This is a genomic window from Arthrobacter sp. NicSoilC5 (genome assembly GCF_019977395.1).
Taxonomy (GTDB): Bacteria; Actinomycetota; Actinomycetes; order Actinomycetales; family Micrococcaceae; genus Arthrobacter.
The window spans coordinates 769,455-793,934 of sequence record NZ_AP024660.1 but is presented as its reverse complement, the minus strand read 5'-3'; the positions used below and the strand labels follow the sequence as shown (position 1 = coordinate 793,934).

General features: G+C 66.1%; 22 protein-coding genes. 14 read left to right on the top strand and 8 right to left on the bottom strand.

Going from position 1 to position 24,480, the window contains the following annotated elements:
- Positions 1–122: 122 nt before the first annotated feature.
- Positions 123–383: a 30S ribosomal protein S20 gene (gene rpsT, locus LDO22_RS03635; protein ID WP_018761400.1), complete on the bottom strand. Its 261-nt coding sequence runs from the start codon at positions 381–383 to the stop codon at positions 123–125.
- Between the two features lie 169 nt (positions 384–552).
- Positions 553–1,101, bottom strand: a complete 549-nt coding sequence (locus LDO22_RS03630) for a type II toxin-antitoxin system PemK/MazF family toxin (RefSeq protein ID WP_224026131.1) — start codon at positions 1,099–1,101, stop codon at positions 553–555.
- Between the two features lie 173 nt (positions 1,102–1,274).
- Here LDO22_RS03630 and lepA point away from each other — a divergent pair, with 173 nt between their 5' ends.
- A complete protein-coding gene (gene lepA / locus LDO22_RS03625; RefSeq protein WP_043454334.1) occupies positions 1,275–3,131 on the top strand; it encodes a translation elongation factor 4 in 1,857 nt (618 codons plus the stop codon).
- A gap of 25 nt (positions 3,132–3,156) precedes the next feature.
- A complete protein-coding gene (gene hemW / locus LDO22_RS03620) occupies positions 3,157–4,386 on the top strand; it encodes a radical SAM family heme chaperone HemW (protein WP_224026130.1) in 1,230 nt (409 codons plus the stop codon).
- 59 nt (positions 4,387–4,445) lie between these two features.
- Here hemW and LDO22_RS03615 read toward each other — a convergent pair whose 3' ends face one another.
- Together LDO22_RS03615 and LDO22_RS03610 are read right to left on the bottom strand one after the other, a co-directional pair.
- Positions 4,446–4,856, bottom strand: a complete 411-nt coding sequence (locus tag LDO22_RS03615) for a DUF4870 domain-containing protein (RefSeq protein ID WP_141941485.1) — start codon at positions 4,854–4,856, stop codon at positions 4,446–4,448.
- A gap of 119 nt (positions 4,857–4,975) precedes the next feature.
- Positions 4,976–5,827, bottom strand: a complete 852-nt coding sequence (locus tag LDO22_RS03610; protein ID WP_159631939.1) for a DUF3097 domain-containing protein — start codon at positions 5,825–5,827, stop codon at positions 4,976–4,978.
- 171 nt (positions 5,828–5,998) lie between these two features.
- On the opposite strand from LDO22_RS03610, the gene hrcA reads away from it, so the two are divergent.
- From hrcA to LDO22_RS03595, 3 genes are all read left to right on the top strand, one after another.
- The gene (gene hrcA, locus LDO22_RS03605; protein WP_224026129.1) at positions 5,999–7,012 is read left to right on the top strand and encodes a heat-inducible transcriptional repressor HrcA; all 1,014 of its coding nucleotides are present in this window, start codon (positions 5,999–6,001) and stop codon (positions 7,010–7,012) included.
- 88 nt (positions 7,013–7,100) lie between these two features.
- The gene (gene dnaJ, locus LDO22_RS03600; protein WP_224026128.1) at positions 7,101–8,228 is read left to right on the top strand and encodes a molecular chaperone DnaJ; all 1,128 of its coding nucleotides are present in this window, start codon (positions 7,101–7,103) and stop codon (positions 8,226–8,228) included.
- A 2-nt stretch (positions 8,229–8,230) separates the two neighbouring features.
- Entirely contained in the window at positions 8,231–9,004 is a 774-nt protein-coding gene (locus LDO22_RS03595; protein WP_224026127.1) for a 16S rRNA (uracil(1498)-N(3))-methyltransferase, read from the top strand.
- On the opposite strand, the gene LDO22_RS03590 is transcribed toward LDO22_RS03595, so the two are convergent.
- On the bottom strand, positions 8,997–9,914 hold the full coding sequence (locus LDO22_RS03590) for a GerMN domain-containing protein (protein WP_224026126.1): 918 nt from the start codon (positions 9,912–9,914) through the stop codon (positions 8,997–8,999). The genes LDO22_RS03595 and LDO22_RS03590 overlap by 8 nt on opposite strands.
- Before the next feature lie 442 nt (positions 9,915–10,356).
- On the opposite strand from LDO22_RS03590, the gene LDO22_RS03585 reads away from it, so the two are divergent.
- The 5 genes from LDO22_RS03585 to LDO22_RS03565 all read left to right on the top strand — a co-directional run bounded on the left by LDO22_RS03585 (position 10,357) and on the right by LDO22_RS03565 (position 15,870).
- A complete protein-coding gene (locus LDO22_RS03585; RefSeq protein WP_224026125.1) occupies positions 10,357–11,445 on the top strand; it encodes a PhoH family protein in 1,089 nt (362 codons plus the stop codon).
- On the top strand, positions 11,442–11,915 hold the full coding sequence (gene ybeY, locus LDO22_RS03580; RefSeq protein ID WP_159631944.1) for an rRNA maturation RNase YbeY: 474 nt from the start codon (positions 11,442–11,444) through the stop codon (positions 11,913–11,915). The genes LDO22_RS03585 and ybeY overlap by 4 nt, the downstream gene beginning before the upstream one ends.
- Positions 11,912–13,243: a hemolysin family protein gene (locus tag LDO22_RS03575; protein ID WP_159631945.1), complete on the top strand. Its 1,332-nt coding sequence runs from the start codon at positions 11,912–11,914 to the stop codon at positions 13,241–13,243. The genes ybeY and LDO22_RS03575 overlap by 4 nt, the downstream gene beginning before the upstream one ends.
- Positions 13,227–14,186 (top strand): GTPase Era, encoded by a 960-nt coding sequence (gene era / locus LDO22_RS03570; RefSeq protein ID WP_159631946.1) that lies wholly within the window; start codon positions 13,227–13,229, stop codon positions 14,184–14,186. Before LDO22_RS03575 ends, era begins: the two co-directional genes overlap by 17 nt.
- Positions 14,187–14,283: 97 nt before the next feature.
- Positions 14,284–15,870 (top strand): LCP family protein, encoded by a 1,587-nt coding sequence (locus LDO22_RS03565; RefSeq protein WP_224026124.1) that lies wholly within the window; start codon positions 14,284–14,286, stop codon positions 15,868–15,870.
- 82 nt (positions 15,871–15,952) lie between these two features.
- Here LDO22_RS03565 and LDO22_RS03560 read toward each other — a convergent pair whose 3' ends face one another.
- Complete coding sequence (locus LDO22_RS03560; RefSeq protein ID WP_224026123.1) at positions 15,953–17,905, bottom strand: M13-type metalloendopeptidase; 1,953 nt, start codon at positions 17,903–17,905, stop codon at positions 15,953–15,955.
- 253 nt (positions 17,906–18,158) lie between these two features.
- Between LDO22_RS03560 and leuA the strand changes: the two genes are divergently transcribed.
- From leuA to LDO22_RS03545, 3 genes are all read left to right on the top strand, one after another.
- On the top strand, positions 18,159–19,898 hold the full coding sequence (gene leuA / locus LDO22_RS03555) for a 2-isopropylmalate synthase (RefSeq protein WP_224026122.1): 1,740 nt from the start codon (positions 18,159–18,161) through the stop codon (positions 19,896–19,898).
- Positions 19,899–19,983: 85 nt separating this feature from the next.
- Complete coding sequence (gene recO, locus LDO22_RS03550; RefSeq protein ID WP_224026121.1) at positions 19,984–20,736, top strand: DNA repair protein RecO; 753 nt, start codon at positions 19,984–19,986, stop codon at positions 20,734–20,736.
- A 2-nt stretch (positions 20,737–20,738) separates the two neighbouring features.
- Positions 20,739–21,578 (top strand): isoprenyl transferase, encoded by an 840-nt coding sequence (locus LDO22_RS03545; RefSeq protein ID WP_224026120.1) that lies wholly within the window; start codon positions 20,739–20,741, stop codon positions 21,576–21,578.
- On the opposite strand, the gene LDO22_RS03540 is transcribed toward LDO22_RS03545, so the two are convergent.
- Positions 21,575–22,540, bottom strand: a complete 966-nt coding sequence (locus LDO22_RS03540; RefSeq protein ID WP_224026119.1) for an alpha/beta hydrolase — start codon at positions 22,538–22,540, stop codon at positions 21,575–21,577. The genes LDO22_RS03545 and LDO22_RS03540 overlap by 4 nt on opposite strands.
- Positions 22,541–22,633: 93 nt before the next feature.
- Here LDO22_RS03540 and LDO22_RS03535 point away from each other — a divergent pair, with 93 nt between their 5' ends.
- On the top strand, positions 22,634–23,704 hold the full coding sequence (locus tag LDO22_RS03535; RefSeq protein WP_224026118.1) for a quinone-dependent dihydroorotate dehydrogenase: 1,071 nt from the start codon (positions 22,634–22,636) through the stop codon (positions 23,702–23,704).
- A gap of 98 nt (positions 23,705–23,802) precedes the next feature.
- On the opposite strand, the gene LDO22_RS03530 is transcribed toward LDO22_RS03535, so the two are convergent.
- Positions 23,803–24,405 carry a DUF3043 domain-containing protein gene (locus LDO22_RS03530; protein WP_159631954.1) on the bottom strand — a complete coding sequence of 201 codons (603 nt, stop codon included), beginning with the start codon at positions 24,403–24,405 and terminating at the stop codon, positions 23,803–23,805.
- Positions 24,406–24,480 lie beyond the last annotated feature (75 nt).

The following is a 24,480-nucleotide window of genomic DNA, read 5'->3' as shown; positions in this document are numbered from 1 at the left end:
GCCCAGCAGGCCCGGACGCTCCTGGCGTCGAGCTGCCGCGGCTCGCGGACTGGCGGCTTAAAGGCGTGTGGCCGGCACCCGAGGGTACCGGCCACACCATCAGTTCGTGGGAACTGGAAACCTTAGAGTGCGTTGACCTTCTTGGAGATCGCCGACTTACGGTTCGCTGCGTTGTTCTTGTGCAGAACACCCTTGCTGACAGCCTTGTCCAGCTTACGGCTGGCAGAAACGAGCGCAGTAGTAGCAGCTTCCTTGTCAGCGGACTCAACAGCGGTGTTGACGGCGCGGATGGCCGTCTTCAGCTCAGACTTGACTGCGTTGTTGCGCAGGCGGGCCTTCTCGTTGGTCAGGATGCGCTTCTTCTGGGACTTGATATTCGCCACGTGTGAACTCTCTTTGTAATGCGGAAATGGTCTAGAGGGCTTTCAGGCTGGCCTTGACTGAGCGGCGTGGGGATACCTATGGCGGCCAACCATCAGTGACCGTCGACCTGCACGGACACACAGCAATAAAGACTAGCAGGTCAGCGGCGGCTCTGGCCATTTCAGCGGGTCAGGCCCAGCCGTGTCGCCGCCGAAGCCCGGACGCCACCTTCTCGAACCGCGCCTTGTCCAATACCGCGCCTTCGCGCCGGATGCTGTCCGGGCGGATCTGCAGGATACGGTCCAGCCGCACCTCACTTGCCCGGCCCTGCCTGTCCCAACCCCCGGAGCCGAGATCCACGTAGTCCCCGGACGACGTCCCGGCAGGAACCCTGTCCCTGCTGGTCAGCATCAGCCCCAGGAGGAAGGGGCCGTTGTGCCCCACCAGCAGCACCGGCCGGTCCTTCCCCTTGCCGTGATCCTCCTCATAGGGCACCCAGGCCCACACCACCTCGCCCGGATCGGGGTCGCCGTCGGGCTGCGGGGCGTAGCGGACAGAGGCGCGGCCACGGTAATCGCCGGGATAGGCCGCCGCTTCGCCGGGAACCCCTTGGCCGTCGGCGCGCCGATTGCCGCCGGGGCGCTGGTCCTGGACCGGCCGCGGGGCCACGGACCGTTTCTGCAGCAAGCGCAGGCCGCGGCGGACGGCGTTTCCCAGGGAGCGGAGATCTATGGCCATCCCGACAGCCTATCGGCGGGGCTGCCGTTGAAACAGCGTGCATGGGCCAGCCAGGATGCGGTGGCGGGGTCGCGGACGTGGGACACTGGACGTTAAAGATGTGCGGCTGGACCGCAGGCGCCTTTCGCGTGCCTGGCGGATGGCTGCAGAAAAGCCAACAGTAAGGACCCTGCGTGTCTCCCATGGCCCGCACCGCACCGGTGCCCGCCGCGACAGATCCGGCAATTATTCGGAACTTTTGCATCATCGCGCATATCGACCACGGCAAGTCCACCCTGGCTGACCGTATGCTGCAGTCCACCGGGGTGGTCCAGGCGCGCGACATGAAGGCCCAGTACCTGGACCGCATGGACATCGAGCGCGAACGCGGCATCACCATCAAGTCCCAGGCCGTCCGCATGCCGTGGGAGGTGGACGGTGTCAGTTACGCGCTGAACATGATCGACACCCCGGGGCACGTGGACTTCACTTATGAGGTCTCCAGGTCACTGGCCGCCTGCGAGGGCGCAATCCTGCTGGTGGACGCAGCCCAGGGCATTGAGGCCCAGACGCTCGCGAACCTGTACCTGGCGATGGAGAACAACCTCGCCATCATCCCGGTCCTGAACAAAATCGACCTGCCGGCCGCGCAGCCTGAAAAGTACGCCGCCGAGCTCGCCAGCCTGATCGGCGGCGACCCCGAGGATGTGCTGCGGGTGTCCGGCAAGACCGGCGTTGGCGTGGAAGCCCTCCTGGACAAGATCGTCCGCGACCTCCCGGCGCCAAAGGGCGACCCCGACGCGCCGGCCCGTGCCATGATCTTCGACTCGGTCTACGACACCTACCGCGGCGTGGTGACCTATGTGCGCGTGGTGGACGGGATGCTCCACCCGCGTGAACGCATCCAGATGATGTCCACCAGGGCCTCGCACGAACTCCTGGAAATCGGCGTCAGCTCCCCGGAACCCACACCCTCCAAGGGCCTCGGTGTTGGCGAAGTGGGCTACCTGATCACCGGTGTGAAGGACGTCCGCCAGTCCAAAGTGGGCGACACCGTCACCAACCTGGCCAAGCCGGCCGCCGAGTCCCTGCCCGGCTACGCCGATGCCAAACCCATGGTGTTCTCCGGCCTCTACCCCCTGGACGGCGCCGACTACCCGGTGCTGCGCGACGCCCTCGAAAAGCTCATGCTCAACGACGCCGCACTGGTGTACGAACCGGAGACCTCCGCTGCGCTGGGCTTCGGCTTCCGTGTGGGTTTCCTGGGCCTGCTGCACCTTGAGATCACCCGCGAACGCCTGGAACGCGAATACAACCTGGACCTCATCTCCACGGCACCCAACGTGGAATACGAGGTGACCCTGGAGGATAAGAAGGTGGTCCGCGTGACCAACCCCAGCGAGTACCCCACGGGCAAAATCGCCGAGGTCCGCGAACCCATGGTTTCGGCCACCATCCTGGCGCCCAACGAATTCGTCGGCGCCATCATGGAACTGTGCCAGTCCCGCCGCGGCGTGATGGGCGGCATGGACTACCTCTCCGAGGACCGGGTGGAAATCCGCTACCGGCTGCCGCTGGCCGAAATCGTCTTCGACTTCTTCGACATCCTGAAGTCAAAGACCCGTGGCTACGGCTCTCTGGACTGGAAGGCCGACGGCGAGCAGGTTGCCGACCTGGTGAAGGTGGACATCATGCTCCAGGGCGAGCAAGTGGACGCCTTCAGCGCCATCACCCACCGGGACAAGGCCTACGCCTACGGCGTGATGATGACCGGAAAGCTCCGCGAACTCATCCCGCGGCAACAGTTCGAGGTGCCCATCCAGGCGGCCATCGGATCCAGGATCATCGCCCGCGAAAGCATCCGGGCCATCCGCAAGGACGTGCTGGCCAAGTGCTACGGCGGTGACATCTCACGAAAGCGCAAGCTGCTGGAAAAGCAAAAAGAAGGCAAGAAGCGCATGAAGATGGTGGGAACGGTGGAGGTGCCGCAGGAAGCGTTCATTGCGGCCCTCACCACCGACGAATCAAAGGACAAGGCCAAGAAGAAGTGACCACTGCGCAGCAGGGGACCCGCTGATGCCCAGCGTTCTTCCCCTCGGCGACCCGGCGCCGTCGGACGGTCTGCTGCCTGCGCAGGCAGCAGACGGTGCGGCGGCCCGGGCCTTTGGCCTGTACGTCCACATCCCGTTCTGCGCCGTGCGCTGCGGGTACTGCGATTTCAACACCTACACCGCCACGGAACTGGGCGGCGGCGCGTCACAGGATGCCTACGCCCAAACCGCCGTGTCGGAAGTGTCCCTGGCCGGCACCGTGATGGCACGGTCGGGGCTGCCGGAGCGGAAGCTCGGCACTGTCTTTTTCGGCGGCGGCACGCCCACCCTGCTGCCGGCAGATGACCTCGCCCTGATCCTTCGCGCTGCCATTGACCAGTGGGGCATCGAGGACGGAGCCGAGGTCACCACCGAAGCCAACCCCGATTCGGTCACCCCCGAATCCCTCGCCGTCCTCAAGGAGGCGGGCTTCACCAGGATTTCCTTCGGCATGCAGTCCGCCGTTCCGCATGTGCTCAAGGTCCTGGACCGCACCCACACGCCCAGCCGCGTTCCGCAGGTGGTGCAGTGGGCGCGGGAGGCCGGGCTGGATGTCAGCCTGGACCTGATTTACGGCACGCCGGGGGAGTCGCTGGCGGACTGGCGCCACTCCCTGGAGACTGCCCTCTCCTACCAGCCGGACCACATCAGCGCCTACGCCCTGATTGTCGAGGACGGGACCAAGCTGGCCGCGCAGATGCGCCGCGGCGAGGTGCCGGGAATTGACGACGACGACCACGCCGACAAGTACGAACTCGCCGACCAGCTCATCACCGAAGCCGGGCTCGGCTGGTATGAGGTCAGCAACTGGGCGCGGAGCCCGGAGCACGCGTGCCGCCACAACCTGGCCTACTGGCGTGGCGACGACTGGTGGGGCATCGGCCCCGGCGCGCACTCCCACGTGGGCGGGGTGCGTTGGTGGAACGTGAAGCACCCGTCCGCTTACGCGAACCGCCTGTCCCAGGGCCTGTCGCCTGCGGCGGGCAGGGAGACCCTGGATGCCGACACCAGGAACCTGGAGCGGGTGATGCTGGAGGCGCGCCTGCAGTCAGGGCTTGAAGTCTCCACTCTAAGCGCAGCCGGACGGCACCAAATAGCCGGCCTGATTGCGGACGGCCTGGTGGAACCTGCCGCTGCCTTCCAGGGCCGCCTGGTCCTCACGCTCAAGGGCAGGCTCCTGGCGGACGCGGTAGTCCGCCGTATCCTGCCCGACTGACTGTACCCACGTCCGTCGGGCCCGTACCGCGGGGCCGGTGGCCCCGCGGGGAGGCGCGGCTACTTAATCCAGCGCAGGTTGTACTGGTAGCGGTGCGGCTGGCCCTTGTTGACGTGGATCCCTGCTGCCACGGAGAAGCAGGTGAGCGCCACCCAGATCAGGGTGGCGATGACCGCGAAGATGTTTCCCACATAAGGGATGAACACCAGGATGTTGGCCAGCACGGCGGCGATGGTGGGCGGCAGGCTGAAGTTCAGCGCTTCTTTGGATTCCTGCGCGGTGAACGGGCCGCGGTCACGGAAGATCAGGTAGATCAGCAGCGAGGGGACGCACCCCAGTATCCCGCCGAAATGCGCGAGCGTGGCCCATTGGCGGTCTTCGCTGGCCGTGAGCGGCAGCGCATTTGCGGGGACGCCATGGTACTCGGAACGGCCCTGGCCGTCCCTGTGATCACGTGCGTTTTCTGCCACAGTCTGTTCCTTCGGAGGTGCAAGTGGTGCTGACTTCATGTACGGGCGCGGTGTGCAGCGGCCTTCGGAAAAGGCGCTGCACTACCAAGAATACTGGCTCCCGGGCCGGGGCCCGGCCTTCAGGGGACGGTGAGGAAGTCGATGACTTCCTCAACCCGCCCCAGCAGCGACGCTTCCAGGTCCGCATAGGTACGGACCGCGCCCAGCAGTTTCTGCCACCCCAGCCCGATGTCCTCCTTGGTGGCGTGCGGCCAGCCAAAGGCCTTCAGGATTCCGGTCTTCCAATCCTGTCCGCGCGGCACGGCAGGCCATTTGTCGATCCCGAGGACCGCGGGCCGGATTGCCTGCCAGACGTCCACATAGGGATGGCCCACGATCAGGACATTTCCGGCCGCGCCGGGGGATGCCATGACGGCGTCGGCTATCCGGGACTCTTTGGAGTCAGGGACGAGGTGGTCAACGAGCACGCCGAGGCGACGGCCCGGCCCCGGTTTGAAGGCGGCAACTGCAGCGGTGAGGTCGTCAATGCCGTGCAGGGGTTCGACGACGATGCCTTCCACCCGAAGGTCGTCTCCCCAGACCTTTTCCACCAGTTCGGCGTCGTGCTTGCCTTCCACCCAGATTCGGCTTGCCTTGGCGACCTGGGCCCGCTGGCCGGCGACCCGGACGGAGCCTGAGGCTGTCCTGCCGGCGGCGGGGCCGGAGGCTGCCGGCCGGGCGGCGGGAGGCATCAGCCGGATGGGGCGGCCCTCAAGGAGGAAACCGAAGCCGAGCTTGAAGGACCGGGACTTCCCTCGGCGGTCCTCCAGCGCCACGACGTGCATGCCGCCGGACTTTTCCACCCGGGTGACGGCGCCTACCCAGCCCGACTGGACATCCTCGAGCACCATGCCCCGCTCCACCGGCACCTCGGGCAATTCCGCCTTGGCCGGGGCGGAAATGCCGCGGGGCCCCCAGTTTTGGTAATCCATGGATTCAATCCGCCTAGCGCTAGGTCCTCCGCACCGGAATTTCGCCCGGAGCGGTACCAATGCTAACAACGGGCCGAGGCATAATAGACTGTTAGCACTTAGGCATGTCGAGTGCTAACAGTGGTGGCGCCTGGCGGGGCATGCGCCCCGGACCATGGATGGAGGTGGAGAGTGAGCGAGCCACGCAAACTGGAAGTGCTGCGGGCCATCGTGGAGGACTACGTCCACTCCCGCGAACCGGTCGGGTCAAAGGCATTGGTCGAACGGCATCATCTTGGCGTTTCGAGTGCAACCATCCGCAATGACATGGCGGCCCTTGAAGACGAGGGATTGATCACGGCCCCGCACACCAGTGCAGGCCGGATTCCCACGGACAAGGGCTACCGGCTCTTTGTCGACCAGATCTCGGCCGTCAAGCCCCTGTCGGCAGCGGAGCGCCGGGCCATCCAGTCCCTCCTGGAAGGCGCAGACGACCTCGACGACGTCCTGGACCGCACCGTCCGGCTGCTGTCGCAGCTGACCAACCAGGTGGCTGTGGTCCAGTATCCGCACCTCAGCAAGGCACTGGTGCGCCACATCGAGTTCGTGCTCCTGGCCCCCCGTAAGGTGCTGGTGGTGCTGATTGCCAACAGCGGCAAGGTGGAGCAGCGGGTCATCGACGTCGGCCAGGACCTTGGCGACGACGCCCTGGCCGCGCTCCGTACCCGCTTCCTTGCCGCACTCGCCGGAACTCCGCTCAGCCAGCTGGCCAAGGCGCTCCCCGCCGTCGTGGCCGGCACCGCGCACGGCCAGTGCCAGGCCGCGCACGCCCTGGCACTTGGCCTCGAGGGGCTGGCGCAAAACACCAGGGAGGACCGGATGGTCATGGCCGGGACAGCGAACCTGGCCAGGTCCAACGTGGACTTCCCCCTCAGCATCGGCCCCGTGCTCGAGGCACTGGAGGAACAGGTGGTGATGCTGCGGCTGTTGAGCGAAATGGCCCAGGACCACCGCGGAGTCGCCGTCAGTATCGGAAGGGAAAACCCTTATGACGGCCTTGCCGAAGCCTCCGTCGTGGCCACCGGCTACGGCCCGGACAGCGCCGCGAAGGTAGGGATCCTCGGCCCAACCAGGATGGACTATCCCACCACCATGGCCGCCGTCAGGGCTGTGGCCCGCTACCTTTCCAGGATTTTGGGGCCCTGACTCTTCGCCGCCGGAGCCTTTTCCGGACCGGAACACAGAGCGGGGCCGCCCAAACTGAACGCAGTACAACAAGGAAGAGATACGAACTTTGAGCAGCCACTATGACGTCCTTGGAGTCTCACCCGAAGCTACGGGCGAAGAGATCAAAAAGGCCTACCGCAAACTGGCCCGCACCCTTCACCCGGATGTAAACCCCGGTGCGGACGCTTCAGAACGCTTCAAGGCAGTAACTCACGCCTACGAGGTCCTTTCCGACCCCCAAAAGCGGAGGATCTACGACACCACAGGCAACGAGAACGGCACGGACAACGGCTTCGGCGGTGCCGGTTACGCGGGCCAGGGCTTTGCTTTCCAGGACATCTTCGACACCTTCTTCGGCGCCGGTGGCACCTCCGGCCCGGCTTCCCGCGTCCGCCGCGGCCAGGACGCCCTCATCAGCGTCCGGATCGACCTCCGCGACGCCGTGTTCGGCGTGAACAAGAAGCTCGAAGTGGATACTGCCGTGGTCTGCCCCACCTGTGACGGATCCTGCTGCCGGCCCGGCACCCACCCCGAGCGCTGCGACATCTGCGGCGGCAGCGGCCAGGTCCAGCGGGCCGTGCGTTCCATCCTGGGCCAGGTCATGACGGCCGCCCCCTGCGGCACCTGCGAAGGTTTCGGCACGGTCATCAAGGATCCCTGCAACGAGTGCAGCGGCCAGGGCCGTATCCGCAGCCGGCGGTCGCTGACCATCAAGGTTCCCGCCGGTGTGGCCACCGGAACCCGGATCCAGCTCGCCGGGCAGGGCGAAGCCGGACCTGCAGGCGGACCGACCGGTGACCTGTACGTGGAAATCCGCGTCAACAATGACGCCACCTACGTGCGGGAAGGCGATGACCTCCACGCCACCCTGCACATCCCCATGACGGCGGCTGCACTGGGCACGGACGTCAGCCTGGAAACGTTCGACGGTACCCAGGACATCGACGTCAAGCCCGGAACACAGTCCGGCGAGATCATCACCCTGCGTGGCCTGGGTGTCACGCACCTGCGGGGATACGGCCGCGGGGACCTGAAGGTCCACCTCCAGGTGGACACTCCGGCCAAGCTCGACCCGGCACAGGAGGACCTCCTCCGGCAGCTCGCCAAGCTCCGCGGCGAACAGATCACCGAGGGCAAGCTCGCCGCCAGCGGCGGCATGTTCGCCAAGCTCCGGGACCGGCTCGGTAACCTGTAGCGGTGAGCAACCCCGTCTTCTTCACCTCCGCCGGTTCACTGGCGGGCATGGTGCCCGGCCAGCTCTTTGTCCTCGAAGGGGCGGAGGCCCGGCATGCAGTCACCGTCAAACGCCTGTCTCCGGGCGAGGCCGTGGACATTGTCGACGGCGCCGGCGCGCGCATGAGCGGCAAGGTCGCCTCCGCCGCGCCCACGGGACTTGAAGTGGAGTGCGGCGCACTGGCAATGGAAGACAGGCCGGACGTCCGTCTGGTGCTGGTTCAGGCCCTGGCCAAGGGCGACCGCGACGAACTGGCCATTGAAACGGCCACCGAGCTGGGCATCGATGCCGTCATACCCTGGCAGTCGGAGCGGTCCATCGTGCGCTGGAAAGGTGACAGGGCCGCCCGCGCCCACGCCAAGTGGGAGTCCACCGTGGCCGCCGCCGCCAAGCAGGCGCGGCGCGCCTGGATCCCCGAGGTCCGGGCCGCCGTCGATACTGCCGGGCTTTCCGCCGCCGTGGAGGGTGCAGACCTGGCCGTCATCCTCCACGAAGATGCCGTGCGTCCGCTACGGACCGTCCTGGAAGCGTGGCAGGGGAGTGGGCACGACGGAATCCGGGAAGTCCTGCTGATCGTCGGCCCGGAAGGCGGAATCAGCCCGCGGGAAGTAACGAAACTCTGCGACAAAGGCGCTGTGACCGCCCTGTTGGGGCACCACGTCCTGCGGTCCTCCACGGCTGGGCCTGCCGCCGTCGTGCTTGCAAGCGACATCCTCGGCCGGTGGACGGCTACCTGACCTTGAAGGACCTGGTGTCCTCGTTGCGGTCCGGCTCCCCGCCGGACCCTGCCTGCGCCACCCGGAGCTCATAGTCGCCGGCCGGCAAGGTCAGTGCCAGCGCAAAGACGCCCGCCTGCCCCTGCCCGGCGCCGGCCGTGGTTTCCCCGGTCAGGAACGGGGCCTTGCTGCCGCCGTCCCCGGACTGCAGGATCTGCCAGCGGAGCTTTGCTCCCGGCGACGTGCTGCGGCCGGTGATCTTTACGCTGCCGGCAGGTACCTCGGTGCTTTCCTGCGGATCAATGATCCACACCGGCGCCACCAGCCCGGCTGCCCGGGTCATCAGTGCGCCCAGCTGGACTTTTCCGAACGCGACATAGTCCGTGTGGCCGTCCACGAGGATCCGCACCCGGACCTGCTGCCCTGTGTCGATCAGGCCCGAACTGGCAGCGGCGGCGGTCGCCGTGTAGATCAGCTGTTGGATGGCGCGGGCGGCCATGTCGGCGTCGAGGTTGCTGTTGAAGGCGTCGGCCGAGACGTCGACCGTGATGATGTCCTTGCCCGAGATGGAGGTGGCAAGTTTGTCCGGGTTCTGCCAGGGCGTAAAGAAGTCGGGGTCCAGCGGCTTCTCCGACATCATGGCGCGGAGTGCCCGCGTCACCGGGTTCTCCTGTTCCGGAACGTCCCGGAACTCACGGTAGAGGAAGATGTTCCCGCCGCTGCGGCCAATCCAGTACACCGGGGCCTTATTGGAGGACTGGGTGGTTTCCAGCGGAGCGCTGGTGGCCGGTGCGTCCGGCATGGTGCCGCCCGTGGCCGGGACTGAGGCGGAGGTGACGGAGGGCGTTGGTCCGTTCTCGGCGGTGCAGGCTGCAAGGGCGGGAACGAGCACCAGGATTCCTGCGAGGACGGCAGGGCGCACTCGGCCCATCGGTCGTCCTGCCCGTTCGGGCACAGAGGTTTCCGGCACTGTCCTGCCTAGTCCTTTCCTGGCGTGGCGGGCCGATCCCCCTGGCGGCCTGGCGTTCCAGCAGACGCTGGATTTCCAGCATTACACAGGGGAGGGTGCCTCCAGCCGCTCTTTGGCCTCCCCGGCCGCAACTGCAACGGGAACGATATGAGGCCGATATGAAGTTGATACCTAACGCTGCATTCTTACCCGTTTGCGGGTCCACTTCCCTGGCTGAAGGGCCGGTGCCACGCGCAGCCGGGTGACCCGCCTGGTCTGCGTTCCAGTGCCCGGTCAGGGCGGGTGCTGGCGTAAGATAAAGGGATCGCTGGGCAAGGAGCACCGTGCAAGGGGCGCCGGCATCAGCCGAAGCAAACAAATGATGTCGATCTTCGAGGGGACCACGGGCCTGCGGGCCAGCACCATGACTGAATCAGCAAATGGTAAGCGCCGGATCAACACGGGCGACGGCAGTCCGGGGGAATTCCCGCACTCCCTGCCTGGCATCCGGACCGAAGTAGTCCTCTTTGAGAACTCCGACCAAATGGTTCAGTCGCTCGGCAGCCATGACGAGGCGCTGCGGTTCATCGAAGAGCAGTTCCCGGACGTCAACTTCCATGCCCGCGGCAACGAACTGTCCATCAGCGGCCCCGTCAGTGACGTTCCCCGCATCATGCGGCTCCTCCAGGAAGTCCGTGGCCTGGTGGCCCGGGGCACAGTCATCACGCCCGCGGTGCTGCAGCAGCTGGTTGCCCTCCTGCGCACCCAGTCACTCCAGAATCCCGTGGATGTGCTCACCCACGACATCCTCTCCAGCCGCGGCAGGACCATCAGGCCCAAGACGCTGAACCAAAAGAACTACGTTGACGCCATCGATGCCAACACGGTCATCTTCGGAATCGGCCCGGCCGGCACCGGCAAGACCTATCTCGCCATGGCGAAAGCCGTCCAGGCACTGCAGCAGAAAGAGGTCAGCCGGATCATCCTGACGCGCCCTGCGGTGGAGGCGGGGGAGCGGCTCGGGTTCCTGCCCGGCACGCTCAGCGACAAGATCGATCCCTACCTGCGCCCGCTCTACGACGCCCTGCACGACATGATGGACCCGGAATCCATCCCGCGGCTCATGGCGGCCGGCACTATCGAGGTGGCGCCCCTTGCCTACATGCGCGGCCGCACCCTCAACGACGCCTTCATCATCCTTGACGAGGCCCAGAACACCACGCCGGAACAGATGAAGATGTTCCTCACCCGGCTCGGTTTCGGATCCAGGATGGTGGTCACCGGAGACGTCACCCAGGTGGACCTGCCCTTCGGAACGCGTTCCGGGCTGCGGATCGTCGAAGAAATCCTGCAGGGCATCGAGGGCGTCAACTTCTCTGTCCTGGATGCCGCCGACGTTGTGCGGCACAGGCTTGTTGGCGACATCGTCAACGCCTACAGCATCTGGGATGAAGCCCAGCGGAACCGCGTCAAACATTCAGCAAGCCGCGAAAAACGGGGGGAACACGCGTGAGCATCGAGGTGAACAACGAGTCCGGCGTCCAGGTGGATGAGTCCGGGCTCGTGGCCCTGTCGCGGTACATTTTTGAGCAGCTCTACATCCATCCGCAGGCCGAACTCTCCATCCTCCTGGTGGATGAACCGGCCATGGAGAAGCTGCACATCGAGCTGATGGACGAACCGGGAGCCACGGACGTGCTCTCGGTTCCCATGGACGAGCTGACTCCAGGGACCCCTGACCGGCCCACACCCCAGGGCATGCTGGGCGACATTGCCATTTGCCCGCAGGTGGCCACGGTGCAGGCCCGGAACGCGGGCCACTCGCTGCAGGACGAGATGCTGCTGCTCACCACGCATGGGATCCTTCACCTGCTGGGCTACGACCATGCCGAACCGGAAGAGAAGGCGGAGATGTTCGGGCTCCAGCGGGAACTCCTGTCCGGCTTCACCGGCAAAGAAGCACCTGCCGAGACGACCCAGTGACGCAACTGCTCCTGGTCGCGGTGGCACTGGTTTTCCTTGCCGTCGCGGCCCTGCTGACAGCGGCCGAGGCCGCCTTCAGTTTCCTTCCCCGGCACGACGCTGAACAGGCGCTCCACAGAAGCCGCGGCACCGCCATGCGCCGCATCCTTGCAGAACCGGTTGCCCACACCCGGGCCCTCCGCTTCTGGCGCGTCTGGTTCGAGATGGCCTCGGCCGTTGCCGTCGCCGTCCTGATCGCCAGCCTGCTGGACAACGTCTGGGTCGCCGGCCTGGTGGCCACCGGCATCATGGCCCTCCTGGGGTTCGTGATCGTGGGTGTTTCACCCAGGCAGCTTGGCAGGCTGCACTCCACCGCGGTGGTCCGCTTCACCGCACCGATGGTCCGGTTCCTCACCAGCGTGCTGGGGCCCATTCCAGGGTGGCTCGTGGCCCTGGGGAGCTCCGCGGCTCCCGGTGCGCCCGGCGGTGACGACGCGTTCTTCAGCGAACAGGAGTTCCGGGAACTCGTGGACCGGGCCAGTGAGTCCGACATGATCGAGGACACCGAAGCCGAAATGATCCAGTCGGTCTTCGACTTTGGGGACACCCTGGTGCGAGCCGTCATGGTTCCCAGGACGGACATCGTCAGCATCGACGCCGGCTCAAGCCTCCACCAGGCCATGTCCCTGTTCCTGCGCTCGGGATACTCGCGAATCCCGGTCATCAACGAGAACACCGACCACATCCTCGGCATCGTCTACCTCAAGGACGTTGCGGCCGTCATCCACCAGCTGGGAGCGGACCAGGCGCCGCCCCTGGTGGAGTCGCTGGCCCGCGAGGTCCGCTACGTGCCGGAGTCGAAACCCGTCAGCGACCTCCTGCGCGAACTGCAAAAGGAGTCCACGCACGTAGCCATCGTGATCGACGAGTACGGCGGCACTGCCGGCCTGGTGACCCTCGAAGACCTGATCGAGGAGATCGTGGGCGAGATCGTCGACGAATACGATACCGAGAGCGCCGAAGCCGTGGCCCTGGGAGACGGCTCCTACCGGGTCAGCGCCCGGATGGGCATCGACGACCTGGGCGAGCTGTTCGACCTGGAGATCGACGACGACGAGGTGGACACCGTGGGTGGCCTCCTCGCCAAGGCGCTGGGCCGCGTTCCCATCGTGGGCAGCAGCGTGGACGTGCAGGGCGTATCGCTGCGGGCGGACCGGCTGGAAGGCCGGCGGAACCGGGTCAGCCACATCATTGCGGCACCCGTACCAAGAGTAGAGACTGACCTTGAAGGCCTCCTGGAAGAGGCCGAAGCAACCCAGCAGGGAGTTCCACGTGAGCAAGAAAAATAAGGCTGCCGAACCGGACGACTTTGGCGGTTTCCGCGCCGGTTTTTCCGTCCTGGTCGGCAGGCCCAACGCGGGCAAGTCCACCCTGACCAACGCACTGGTGGGCAAGAAGGTGGCCATCACCTCGGCCAAACCGCAGACCACGCGGCACACCATCCGCGGCATCGTCCACCGCGACGACGCCCAGCTGATCCTGGTGGACACACCGGGCCTGCACCGTCCCCGGACCCTGCTCGGCAAGCGCCTGAACGACCTCGTGGCAGACACCCTCGCCGAGGTGGACGCCATCGGATTCTGCCTGCCTGCCAACGAGAAGATCGGACCCGGTGACAAGTTCATCGCCGCGCAGCTTGCCGCCGTCGGCCGCAAACCTGTGATCGCCATCGTCACCAAGGCTGACCTGGTGGACAAGCAGGCGCTCACCGAACAGCTCCTTGCCGTGGCGGCGCTCGGCCGCGAGGTGATGGGCGAGGACGGCTGGAAGGACATCGTTCCCGTTTCCGCTGCCGACGGTTTCCAGGTCGAAACGGTCGCCGACGTGCTGATCAGCCACATGCCGCCGTCGCCTCCCCTGTATCCGGACGGGGAACTGACCGACGAGCCCGAAGCCGTAATGGTGGCTGAACTGATCCGCGAAGCAGCCCTGGAAGGGGTCCGGGACGAGCTCCCGCACTCCCTCGCCGTCGTGGTGGAGGAAATTGTCCCCCGGGAGGACCGGCCGGACGACAACCCCCTCCTGGACGTGCGCGTCAACCTCTACGTCGAGCGTCCCTCCCAGAAAGCCATCATCATTGGCAAGGGCGGGGCCCGGCTGCGGGAAGTCGGCACCAACGCCCGCAAGGGCATCGAAGCCCTCCTGGGCACGCGCATCTACCTGGACCTCCACGTCAAGGTGGCAAAGGACTGGCAGCGCGACCCGAAACAGCTGGTCAAACTGGGTTTCTGACCCGTACAAACGCTTCGCCCAGGGGCGTTCCCGGCATGTTCTCCAGACTGGACCACTAAAATGGGCCGGATTTCGTTTTTAGAGGAAGGTTCACCACGTGGGTCGAGGCCGCGATAACCGCGACAACGAGGCTGACTTGTCAGCCGGACCGGGACCGGCGTCCCGTCACGCGGACAGCCATGACGTCGGTGCCGCACGGCACCTTGGCCCCCTGCGCAGCATGCCCCTGTGGCTGAAGGCCGTCACCGGCGTGGTGGCCCTGGTCCTGGTGGCGGCTGCCGCGTTCGCCGGGTTCTGGTTCTTCCGGCTCCAGAACAACATCTCCAAGGCCCCGCTGAACGCCGGCGGCGAAAGCACCGAGTCCCCGGGGAACGATGCCACCGGACGCCTGCAGATCCTGATCCTCGGCTCGGACACCCGGGACGGGAAGAACTCAGAGTACGGAACCGCCGACGATTCCACCGGCTACGGCAAGTCGGACGTCATGATGCTGATGGACATCTCCGAGGACAACAAGCGGGTCAACGTCATCAGCTTTCCCCGGGACCTCCTGGTGGACATTCCGGACTGCAAGGACAGGAAGACCAACAAGGACTACCCTGCCCGCACCGGCGTGATGATCAATGAGGCCATGAGCGAGGCCGGCATCGGCTGCGCCGTGGACACGGTCAACAAGCTCACCGGCATGCAGGTTGACCACTTCATGATGGCTGATTTCAACGCCGTGAAGGAACTGTCCAACGCCGTGGGCGGGGTGGATGTGTGCATCAGCGACGCGGTGTATGATCCCGACTCCCGGCTGCGGCTGCCTGCCGGAACGTCGTCCGTCCAGGGCGAAATGGCACTTGCCTACCTGCGCACCCGTCATGCCTTTGCCGACGGCGGCGACCTGGGCCGCATCAAGGCGCAGCAGGGCTTCCTCTCATCGTTGACCCGAAAGATCAAGGACGACGGGACCCTCTCCGACCCCGCGAAAATGCTGAAGATCGCCGACGTCGTGACCCAGAACCTGACAGTGGACAACGGTCTTGCGTCCGTTCCCACGCTGCTGACCATCGGCAATCGGCTCAAGGACATCGACATCAGCAAGGTGGCGTTTGTCGCGGTGCCCACCACACCGGCGCCCGTGGACCCCAACAGGCTGGTCATCGCAGAACCCGCAGGTGCGCAGCTCTTTTCGGCAATGCGCAAGAATGTGGACCTGACGGATCCCACCGCGCCCACCACACCGTCGCCCAGCGAAACGGCAGCACCTCCTGCCCCCACTGAGACGGCGACGCCCGTGCCGCCCTACAACAAAGCGATCCAGCCCGTGACCGTCGCCAACGGAAGTGGCATCAACGGCCGTGCCCAGGAGCTTGTCCAGGCGCTGGTTGCAGGCGGCTTCGCCCAGACCGGCCAGTTCCTCGCGCAGCCGGTGGCCAAGACCGCGGTGTATTACGGCAATGGCTTTGCCGACGTTGCTGCCGATGTGGCGGCGCTGCTGGGAATTCCGGCCACCCTCATGATCCCTGCTCCGGGCGTGGCAGGCGTGCAGGTGTACGTCGGCAGCGACTTCACCACCGGCACTGCCTTTGGGGCAGGAGGCGGAGCCGCCGCGGCTTTGCCCCAGGACATTGTGAACCAGACGGCAGGGGACAAGGTGTGCCAGCAGGCGAATCCTGACCTGATCGTGCGGCAGTAACAGCCGGTCTTCCCTGCACGGACAAATCTGTCCCGCAACAAAATGGGCCCCGCCAATGGCGGGGCCCATTTTTGCTGTTCAGCTACCAGATGCTCACGCGCTCAGCGGGGGGCATCCACATTCCGTCGTCCTCGGTAACATCGAATGCCTCGTGGAACGGGTCGAGGTTTCTCGCGATGGCGTTGGTCCGGAATTCGTTGGGGGAGTGGGGATCGGTGGCAAGCCGCCGGATGGCCTCCTCCTGCCGGATGACCTGCCGCCACCCAGCTGCCCAGGACGCGAAAAAGCGCTGTTCCCCGGTCAGGCCGTCAAGAACCTCCGGCTCCTTGCCGTCCAGGCTGATCCGGTATGCCTTGTAGGCGATGGTCAGCCCTGCCAGGTCGCCGATGTTCTCGCCGAGCGTGAGCCGGCCGTTGACGTGGTGCCCGGGCGCGGCCGTGGGGGAGAGCGCATCGAACTGTGCCACCAGGCGGGCCGTCAGCGCCTCGAAGGCCCGGCGGTCCTGCTCCGTCCACCAGTTGCGAAGGGCCCCGCCGCCGTCGAACTGTGAACCCTGGTCATCAAAGCCGTGTCCGATCTCGTGGCCGATCACGGCCCCAATCCCACCGTAGTTCACGGCGTCGTCGGCGTCGGCGGTGAAGAACGGCGGCTGCAGGATGGCCGCGGGGAACACAATTTCATTCATCATGGGGTGGTAATAGGCGTTGACCGTCTGCGGCGTCATCAGCCACTTGTTCCGGTCCACCGGCTTGCCCACCTCATCAAGGTGACGGTCGACGTCGGCATTGTGCGCGCGCTCCACATTGCCCAGCAGGTCGTCGGGGTCGATCTCCACGGCCGAGTAATCGATCCACTCGTCCGGGTAGCCGATCTTCGCGCGGAACGCCTCCAGCTTGCGCAGGGCCTCGGCTTTGGTGTCCTGGCCCATCCAGCTGACGTCATTGATGCTGCGGCGGTACGCCTCGATGAGGTTCGCCACCAGGGTCTGCATCCGTGCCTTGTGGGACTCGGGGAAGTGCCGGGCCACGTAGATCTGGCCGACGGCCTCCCCGAGCCCTGCCTCGACGACGGCCACTCCGCGCTTCCACCGGTCCTTGTTGCGGGGCGTGCCGCTGATGGTGGTGCCGTAGAACGCGAAGTTGGCATCCACGAACCCGGAGGACAGGTACGGCGCCGCCGCGCTGACGACGCGCATGGCCAGCCACTCCTGCCAGGTGGCCACCGGGACTTCGTCCAGGAGCCCGGCGGCGCCGGCAAAGAAGTCTGGGGTGCTGACGACGATTTCCGTGCGCTTGCCAGCGTCGATTCCCGCGGCCTCGAACCAGGTGGCGAAGAGGGGGAAGAGTGCGGTGGCTTCGTCTGCCGTCTTCAGGTTGTAGGTCTTCTGCGGATCCCGGAGGGTGACGTTGTCCCAGTGGTGGGATGCGAGCCTTGTCTCCAGCCCGACCACGCGGTTCGCGGCACCCTTCGGATCCGCCAGTCCGGCCAGTTCAAACATTTTCTCCACGTGCGCCGTATAGGCGCCGACGATCGGGGCGAACTTCTCTTCCCGGTAGTAGGACTCGTCGGGCAGGCCCAGGCCGCCCTGCCCGGTGTACAGCAGGACCCGGTCGGGGTTGCCCGCATCAGGGGCGGGATAGATGTAGAACAACCCGCCCACGTCCGCGCGGAACAACCGGCCCGCCAGGGCAATGAGCTCCGGGACCGAGGTCGTGGCGAAAACCTCCGCGAGCCGCCCGCGGATGGGCTCCATGCCCTTGCCCTCAACGGTGGCTTCGTCCATGAAGCTGTTGTACAGCCCGCCGATCTTCCGCTCGATCCCCGTGGCGTCGTCGCCTTTGGCCGCCGCTTCCTCGATGATGTCCCGGACGGCGATCTCGGACCCGTCACGCAGGGCGGTGAAGGTCCCCTCCAGGGGCCGGTCATCCGGAATCTCGGTGGCCTTCAGCCACGCGCCGTTGACGTGCTGGTAGAGGTCATCCTGCGGCCGGACTGTGTGATCAATGGTGGAAAGATCGATCCCCGAAATGGGCACTGCAACTCCTTTGCTGGGACGCTGCTGCCGGGCGGAACACCGGAAGGCGTCTGCATGCTGGACTTTACGGACGGTAGTGCCCTTTCATCTTACGCACCCGTGTTACCCTCAAAGTGTGCGTGCAGAGCTCCTTCTCCTTAGCTGCCGCGGCGAGGCCACAGACGCTATCTAGCGCACGGCCCACCCTCGCTGCGGAGTTTGTGTTGCCCGGCCACCCTTTCACTGAAGATCGATAGAAAAGGCCACGAACATCATGCGAAACGCACAGAAGCCCTCAGGAATGCCCGCCCACCGGTACACGCCGTTCCAGGACCAGATCAAAGTTGAGCTGCCGGACCGCACCTGGCCGGACAAGATGATCACCAAGGCCCCGCGCTGGTGTGCCGTTGACCTGCGCGACGGCAACCAGGCACTGATCGACCCCATGAGCCCCGCCCGCAAGATGAAGATGTTCGACCTGCTGGTCCGCATGGGCTACAAGGAAATCGAGGTCGGGTTCCCGTCGGCATCGCAGACGGACTTCGACTTTGTCCGCCAGCTCATCGAAGGCAACCACATCCCGGATGACGTCACCATCCAGGTCCTGACCCAGGCCCGGGAACACCTGATCGAGCGGACCTACGAGTCCCTCGTCGGCGCCAAGCAGGCCATCGTCCACCTCTACAACTCCACGTCCGTGCTGCAGCGGCGCGTCGTGTTCAACCAGGACGAAGACGGCATCCTGGACATCGCCCTGCAGGGTGCCCGCCTGTGCAAGAAGTATGAGGAAACGCTCGCGGACACCCACGTGACCTACGAGTACTCGCCGGAGTCCTTTACCGGCACCGAACTCGAGTACGCCGTCCGGGTCTGCAACGCGGTGGCCGATGTGTTCGAAGCCTCCGCCGACCGCCAGGTGATCATCAACCTGCCGGCCACGGTGGAAATGGCCACCCCCAACGTCTACGCCGATTCCATCGAGTGGATGAGCCGGCACCTGCACCCGCGCGAAGGCATCATCCTCTCGCTGCACCCGCACAACGACCGCGGAACCGGGGTGGCTGCCGCCGAGCTGGGCTACATGGCCGGCGCCGACCGCATTGAAGGCTGCCTGTTCGGAAACGGTGAACGGACCGGAAACGTGGACCTGGTCACCCTGGGCCTGAACATGTTCGTCCAGGGCATTGATCCCATGATCGACTTCTCCAACATCGACGACGTCCGCCGGACCGTTGAGTACTGCAACCAGCTGCCGGTACCGGAGCGTTCGCCGTACGGTGGCGACCTCGTATTCACCGCTTTCTCGGGTTCCCACCAGGATGCGATCAAGAAGGGCTTCGAAGCCCTGGAGCGCGACGCCGCCGCTGCAGGCAAGGCCGTGGACGACTTCACCTGGCAGGTTCCGTACCTGCCGGTTGACCCCAAGGACCTGGGCCGCAGCTATGAGGCCGTCATCCGCGTGAACTCGCAGTCCGGCAAGGGCGGTGTGGCCTACCTGCTCAAGAACGAGCACAGCCTGGACCTGCCGCGCCGCGCACAGATCGAGTTCTCCGGCGTCATCCAGCGCCGCACCGACACCGTGGGCGGCGAGGTCAGCGGAGCACAGCTGTGGCAGATCTTCCAGGACGAGTACCTGCCGTCCGGCCAGGCCGAAGGGCAGTGGGGACGCTACTCCCTGGGCGGGGTCAAGACGGAAACGGATGCCGACGGCGGCATGACGCTTCACGCCGCACTCACCATCGACGGCGCCCAGGTCAGCCGTACCGGCACGGGCAACGGTCCCATTGCCGCACTGCTGAACATCCTCCACGAGGACGGCGTGGACGTCCGGGTGCTGGACTACAGCGAGCACGCGCTGTCTGAAGGCGGCAACGCCGCGGCGGCAGCTTATGTCGAATGCGCCGTGGGGGAGCGGGTCCTGTGGGGTGTCGGCATCGACGCGAACACCAGCATGTCGTCCCTCAAGGCCGTCATCTCGGCGGTCAACCGCGCCATCCGGGATGCTCGGGCCTGATACCTGCAGGTGGTGCCGCCGTGACCAACCGGCGGCACCACCGTGGCCTGGCAGCGCGCCGCCGGGCAGGATGGGAAGATAGAGCGTGGTCCAACAGTCTTTTGCCTCCCGGGCCTACCGGGACGACGCCGTGGTGCTCCGTACCCACAAGCTGGGCGAGGCGGACAGGATCATCACCCTCCTGACGAAGCACCATGGGCAGGTCCGCGCCGTCGCCAAGGGTGTGCGCCGCACCAGCAGCCGCTTCGGTGCCCGTCTTGAACCCTTCATGGTGGCAGACCTGCAACTGGTCTCCGGCCGCACGCTGGACATCGTCACGCAGGCCGTCGCCAAGGGGGCCTACGGCGGAAGCATCGCCGCGGATTACGGCAGGTACACGGTTGCCGCCGCCATGACGGAGACCGCCGAGAAACTGACGGACGTGGACGGCGAGGCCGGCACCGCGCAGTACAACCTGCTGGTGGGAGCCCTCGCTGCGCTGAGCCGTGACGAACATGCGGCGGGCCTCATCCTGGACTCCTACCTGCTGCGCGCCCTGGCCACCGGCGGCTGGGCCCCCAGCTTCACCGACTGCTCCCGCTGCGGCATGCCGGGCCCGCACACGGCGTTCTCCGCGCCCCTGGGCGGCATGGTCTGTGCACAGTGCCGGCCGCCCGGGTCACCGGCCCCCGCAGCCGAAACCGTGGTCCTGCTTGCGGCCCTGCTGACCGGGGACTGGAGCACCGCGGACGCGTCCTTGCTGCAGCACCGCAAGGAGGCTGCCGGCCTGGTGGCCGCTTACCTGCAGTGGCATTTGGAACGAGTATTGAAGTCCCTCAAACATGTGGAGCGTAGCTGACAGTGGCCCTGGGAAAAAAGAACAACGCCCCCCGGAAGCGTACCCACCCCGTGGTGGCCCCTTACCCTCATCCTTCCGGTGCGGTGGCTCCGTCCATCCCGGCTGAGTTCATTCCCCGGCATGTGGCAATCGTCATGGACGGCAACGGCCGCTGGGCCAACCAGCGCGGGCTGCCGCGGATCGAGGGGCACAAGGCGGGGGAGCCCGCGCTGATCGATGTCATGGCAGGAGCCATCGAACTGGGCATCGAATATGTCAGCGTCTATGCGTTCTCCACCGAAAACTGGCGGCGTTCACCGGAGGAGGTGCGCTTCCTGATGGGATTTAACAAGGACGTGCTTCGAAGGCAGCGGAACCAGCTGGACGACTGGGGTGTCCGGGTGCGCTGGGCGGGACGCCGGCCGCGCCTCTGGGGTTCGGTCATCCGGGAACTGGAGGAGGCCGAGCAGTTCACGGTGGCAAATACCACCTGTAATTTGACCATGTGTGTTAACTACGGCGGCCGGGCCGAGATCACCGACGCCGTGTCCGCGATTGCCGAAGACGTGGCGGCCGGCAGGCTGAAGCCGGGCGCCATCACCGAGCGGACCATCCAGAAGTACCTGGATGAGCCCGATCTTCCCGACGTCGACCTTTTCCTGCGCAGTTCGGGGGAGCAGAGGCTGTCCAACTTCCTGCTCTGGCAGTCCGCGTATGCGGAGTTCGTCTTCATGGACACGCTGTGGCCGGATGTTGACCGGCGGACCCTCTGGGCCGCCGTCGAAGAATATGCCAGGCGGGACCGCCGGTATGGCGGTGCCGTTGATGCAGCCCCTGCACCGGCGGATCCCCAGGCGGGTTAGCCCTGCCCGTAGGCCCGCAGCCACCGGGCCAGCCGCGAGTAGGCATCGGTGCGGATCGGCTCCGGCGAGAGGAAGACGTCGTGCAGGGCACCGTCAATCCGCTCGATGGTCACCGTGCGGCCCAGCGTGAGTGCGCGGGTACCGATGATATTCACATCCAGGACGGCATCGGTGCGGCGCATTTCCTCGGACCAGAGCAGGCCGTTCGCGCTTCCCTTGGAGAGCAGGACCAGAATCGGCGCCTCGATTTCCAGGCCGCGGGCCACCCGGGCATGCCCGGCGAGTACCGCCCGCAGCCAGCCTGCGCGCACCGGGAATGCCATGCGGGGCCGGTACCGCTCATCAACCGGCCACTCGCCGTCGGCCGCGCTGCTGATGGTGCGCCAGTAGTGGCCTCGCTCCGGGAGCCGGAGAACCGCCTGCGGGCGGAAGCGGGCCACGGGACGGACCATGCTGGACGCGGCGCGCCGCACCAGCGAACTCCCGTGCATCTCCAGCCAGGGGCTGTTCAGGATCAGCAGTGAAACGGCTTCCGGATGCCCGCTGCTCCACAGGGCCGCCACCAGCCCCCCGGTGGAATGGCCCATCAGCGCCAACGGTCCGGGCGCACCCTCCCGGCGGATGATGCGGGCTGCTTCTTCGATTTCGGCGTCGTAGGCGGCAAGGTCCGCCACATAACCGCCCGGAGCCTCGGGGCGCAGGCTCCGTCCGTGGTTGTGCATGTCCAGTGCGTAGAAGTCGTAACCGGCCGAGGCCCAGAACTGCGCCAGGTCCACGTTGAAGAAATAATCGCTCCAGCCGTGCAGGAAAAGCACGGCACGGCGGTGGCCGTCGGCGACGCGGCTGTCCGGATCCGGCCGGAGCCGGACCAGGGTTGCCGTCCGTGCCACCCCGTCGGGGCCGGCGGCCGCGAAAGTGTGGGACTCGAAATCCCCGCCCAGGATGTCCTGCTGCCACTGCATGACCTCATGCTAGACCGGCGCGCCGGGGCACGCCGCCCATGGGGCAGCTTCTCCGTTTTGGTGTGGCGCCCCCGAAGACGGGAAACTGGAGGCATGCGCGTTTATCCCACTTTCTTCAGGCTGGCCTTTTCATGGATGGACGCCGAGCGCGCCCACAAGATCGGATTCAAGGGCATCCGTCTCGCGCATGCGTCGGGCGCCGGACGGGTCCTGCAGAAGCTGACCGCCCCTGCTCCGTCCCTGCAGACCACCGCTTTTGGCGTCACTTTCCCGTCGCCGTTCGGGTTGGCTGCCGGCTTTGACAAGGAAGGGCACGGCATCGAGGCGCTCACGGATCTTGGATTCGGGCACATTGAAGTAGGCACCATCACCGGGCAGGCACAGCCGGGCAATGAAAAACCGCGGCTGTTCCGCCTGGTCCAGGACCGGGCCGTCATCAACCGCATGGGATTCAATAACGACGGCGCCTCGGCCGTTGCGCCCAGGCTTAAGGCCGCGCGGGCCGCGCTTCAGCGCCGCTACCCGGCGGTGCGTCCGGTCATCGGCGTCAACATCGGCAAAACCAAGGTGGTGGAACTTGCCGACGCCGTGGACGACTACCTGGTGAGCGCCCGCAGCCTGGCGCCCGCCGCTGACTACCTGGTGGTCAACGTCAGTTCTCCCAACACCCCGGGACTGCGGCTGCTCCAGGACGTGGAAACGCTCCGTCCGCTGCTGACCGCCGTAGGACAGGAAGCTGACCGTGCCGCGGGACGCCACGTACCGCTGCTGGTTAAGATCGCACCGGACCTCAGCGACGAGGACATCGACGACGTGGCGCGCCTTGCCCTGGACCTGAAACTGGACGGCATCATTGCCACCAACACCACGATCGCCCGCGCAGGACTGTCCTCGCCGGCCGAAGAGGTGGAGAAATGCGGTGCAGGCGGCTTGTCCGGCGCTCCCCTGAAGGAGCGTTCCCTTGAGGTGCTGAAGCGGCTCAAGCACGCCACCGGCGACGCCCTAACGCTCGTGTCGGTGGGGGGTGTGGAGTCGGCCCGGGATGTCCAGGACAGGCTCGACGCCGGCGCGACCCTGGTGCAGGGTTACACCGCTTTCCTCTACGAGGGCCCGTTCTGGGCAGCACGAATCAACAAGCAGCTTGCGCGGACGCGGCGGTCCTGACGCGCCCTGCCGTATGCTTCCCGTGACGGGAAAGGCGCTATAAACCAGACACCCCGGCGGTATTTCCGCCGGGGTGTCGGTTGTTAAAGTTTGTGGGGTCAGGCCGGGTACTGTCCGCGCTGGACCTGGGGCTTGGGCAGCCGCAGCTTCCGAAACTGCAGGGACCGCATGGAACCGTACCAGACGGTGCCGCCCTCCACCTGCCCGAACTTTTCCGCCAGGCGCTTGCGGAGCTTGCGGGACAGAATGAAGACGTCCACGAAGACCGCCAGGAACATGACCCAGAAAGCGCCAAGGACGTAGATCATCATGTCGCTGGAAGCCGGGACCACCAGGGACACCAGCACGAACACCAACGCACCGAACATCAGGTATTCCCCGAGATTGAAACGCGCGTCCACGAAGTCGCGGGCGAAGCGTTTCTGGGGCCCCTTGTCACGCAGCGGCAGGAACTTCTCGTCACCGGTGTCCAGGGCCCGGCGCATCTTAAGGCGCTGGTCCTGCACGGCCTGGCGTTCGGCGGCCTTGGAGGCCTTGCGGTCCTCGGGCACCAGCGGCCGCTTGCGGGCGGCCTCCTGGGCCTTCCGCGTGGGGGTCGGGGCGCCCTTGCCCGCCACACTGTTCTGCCGCGCCGCTGCCTCCGCTGCCTGCTGGTCTATGGTTTCCTGCGCCGAGGGCGCTTCTTTTCTACGTCCGAACACCTGACCAGAATACCTTGCAGCAGCGTGCCCGCTGCTTGCTTCCGCGCCTGCCCCGGCCGGCACCCGAATGTGACG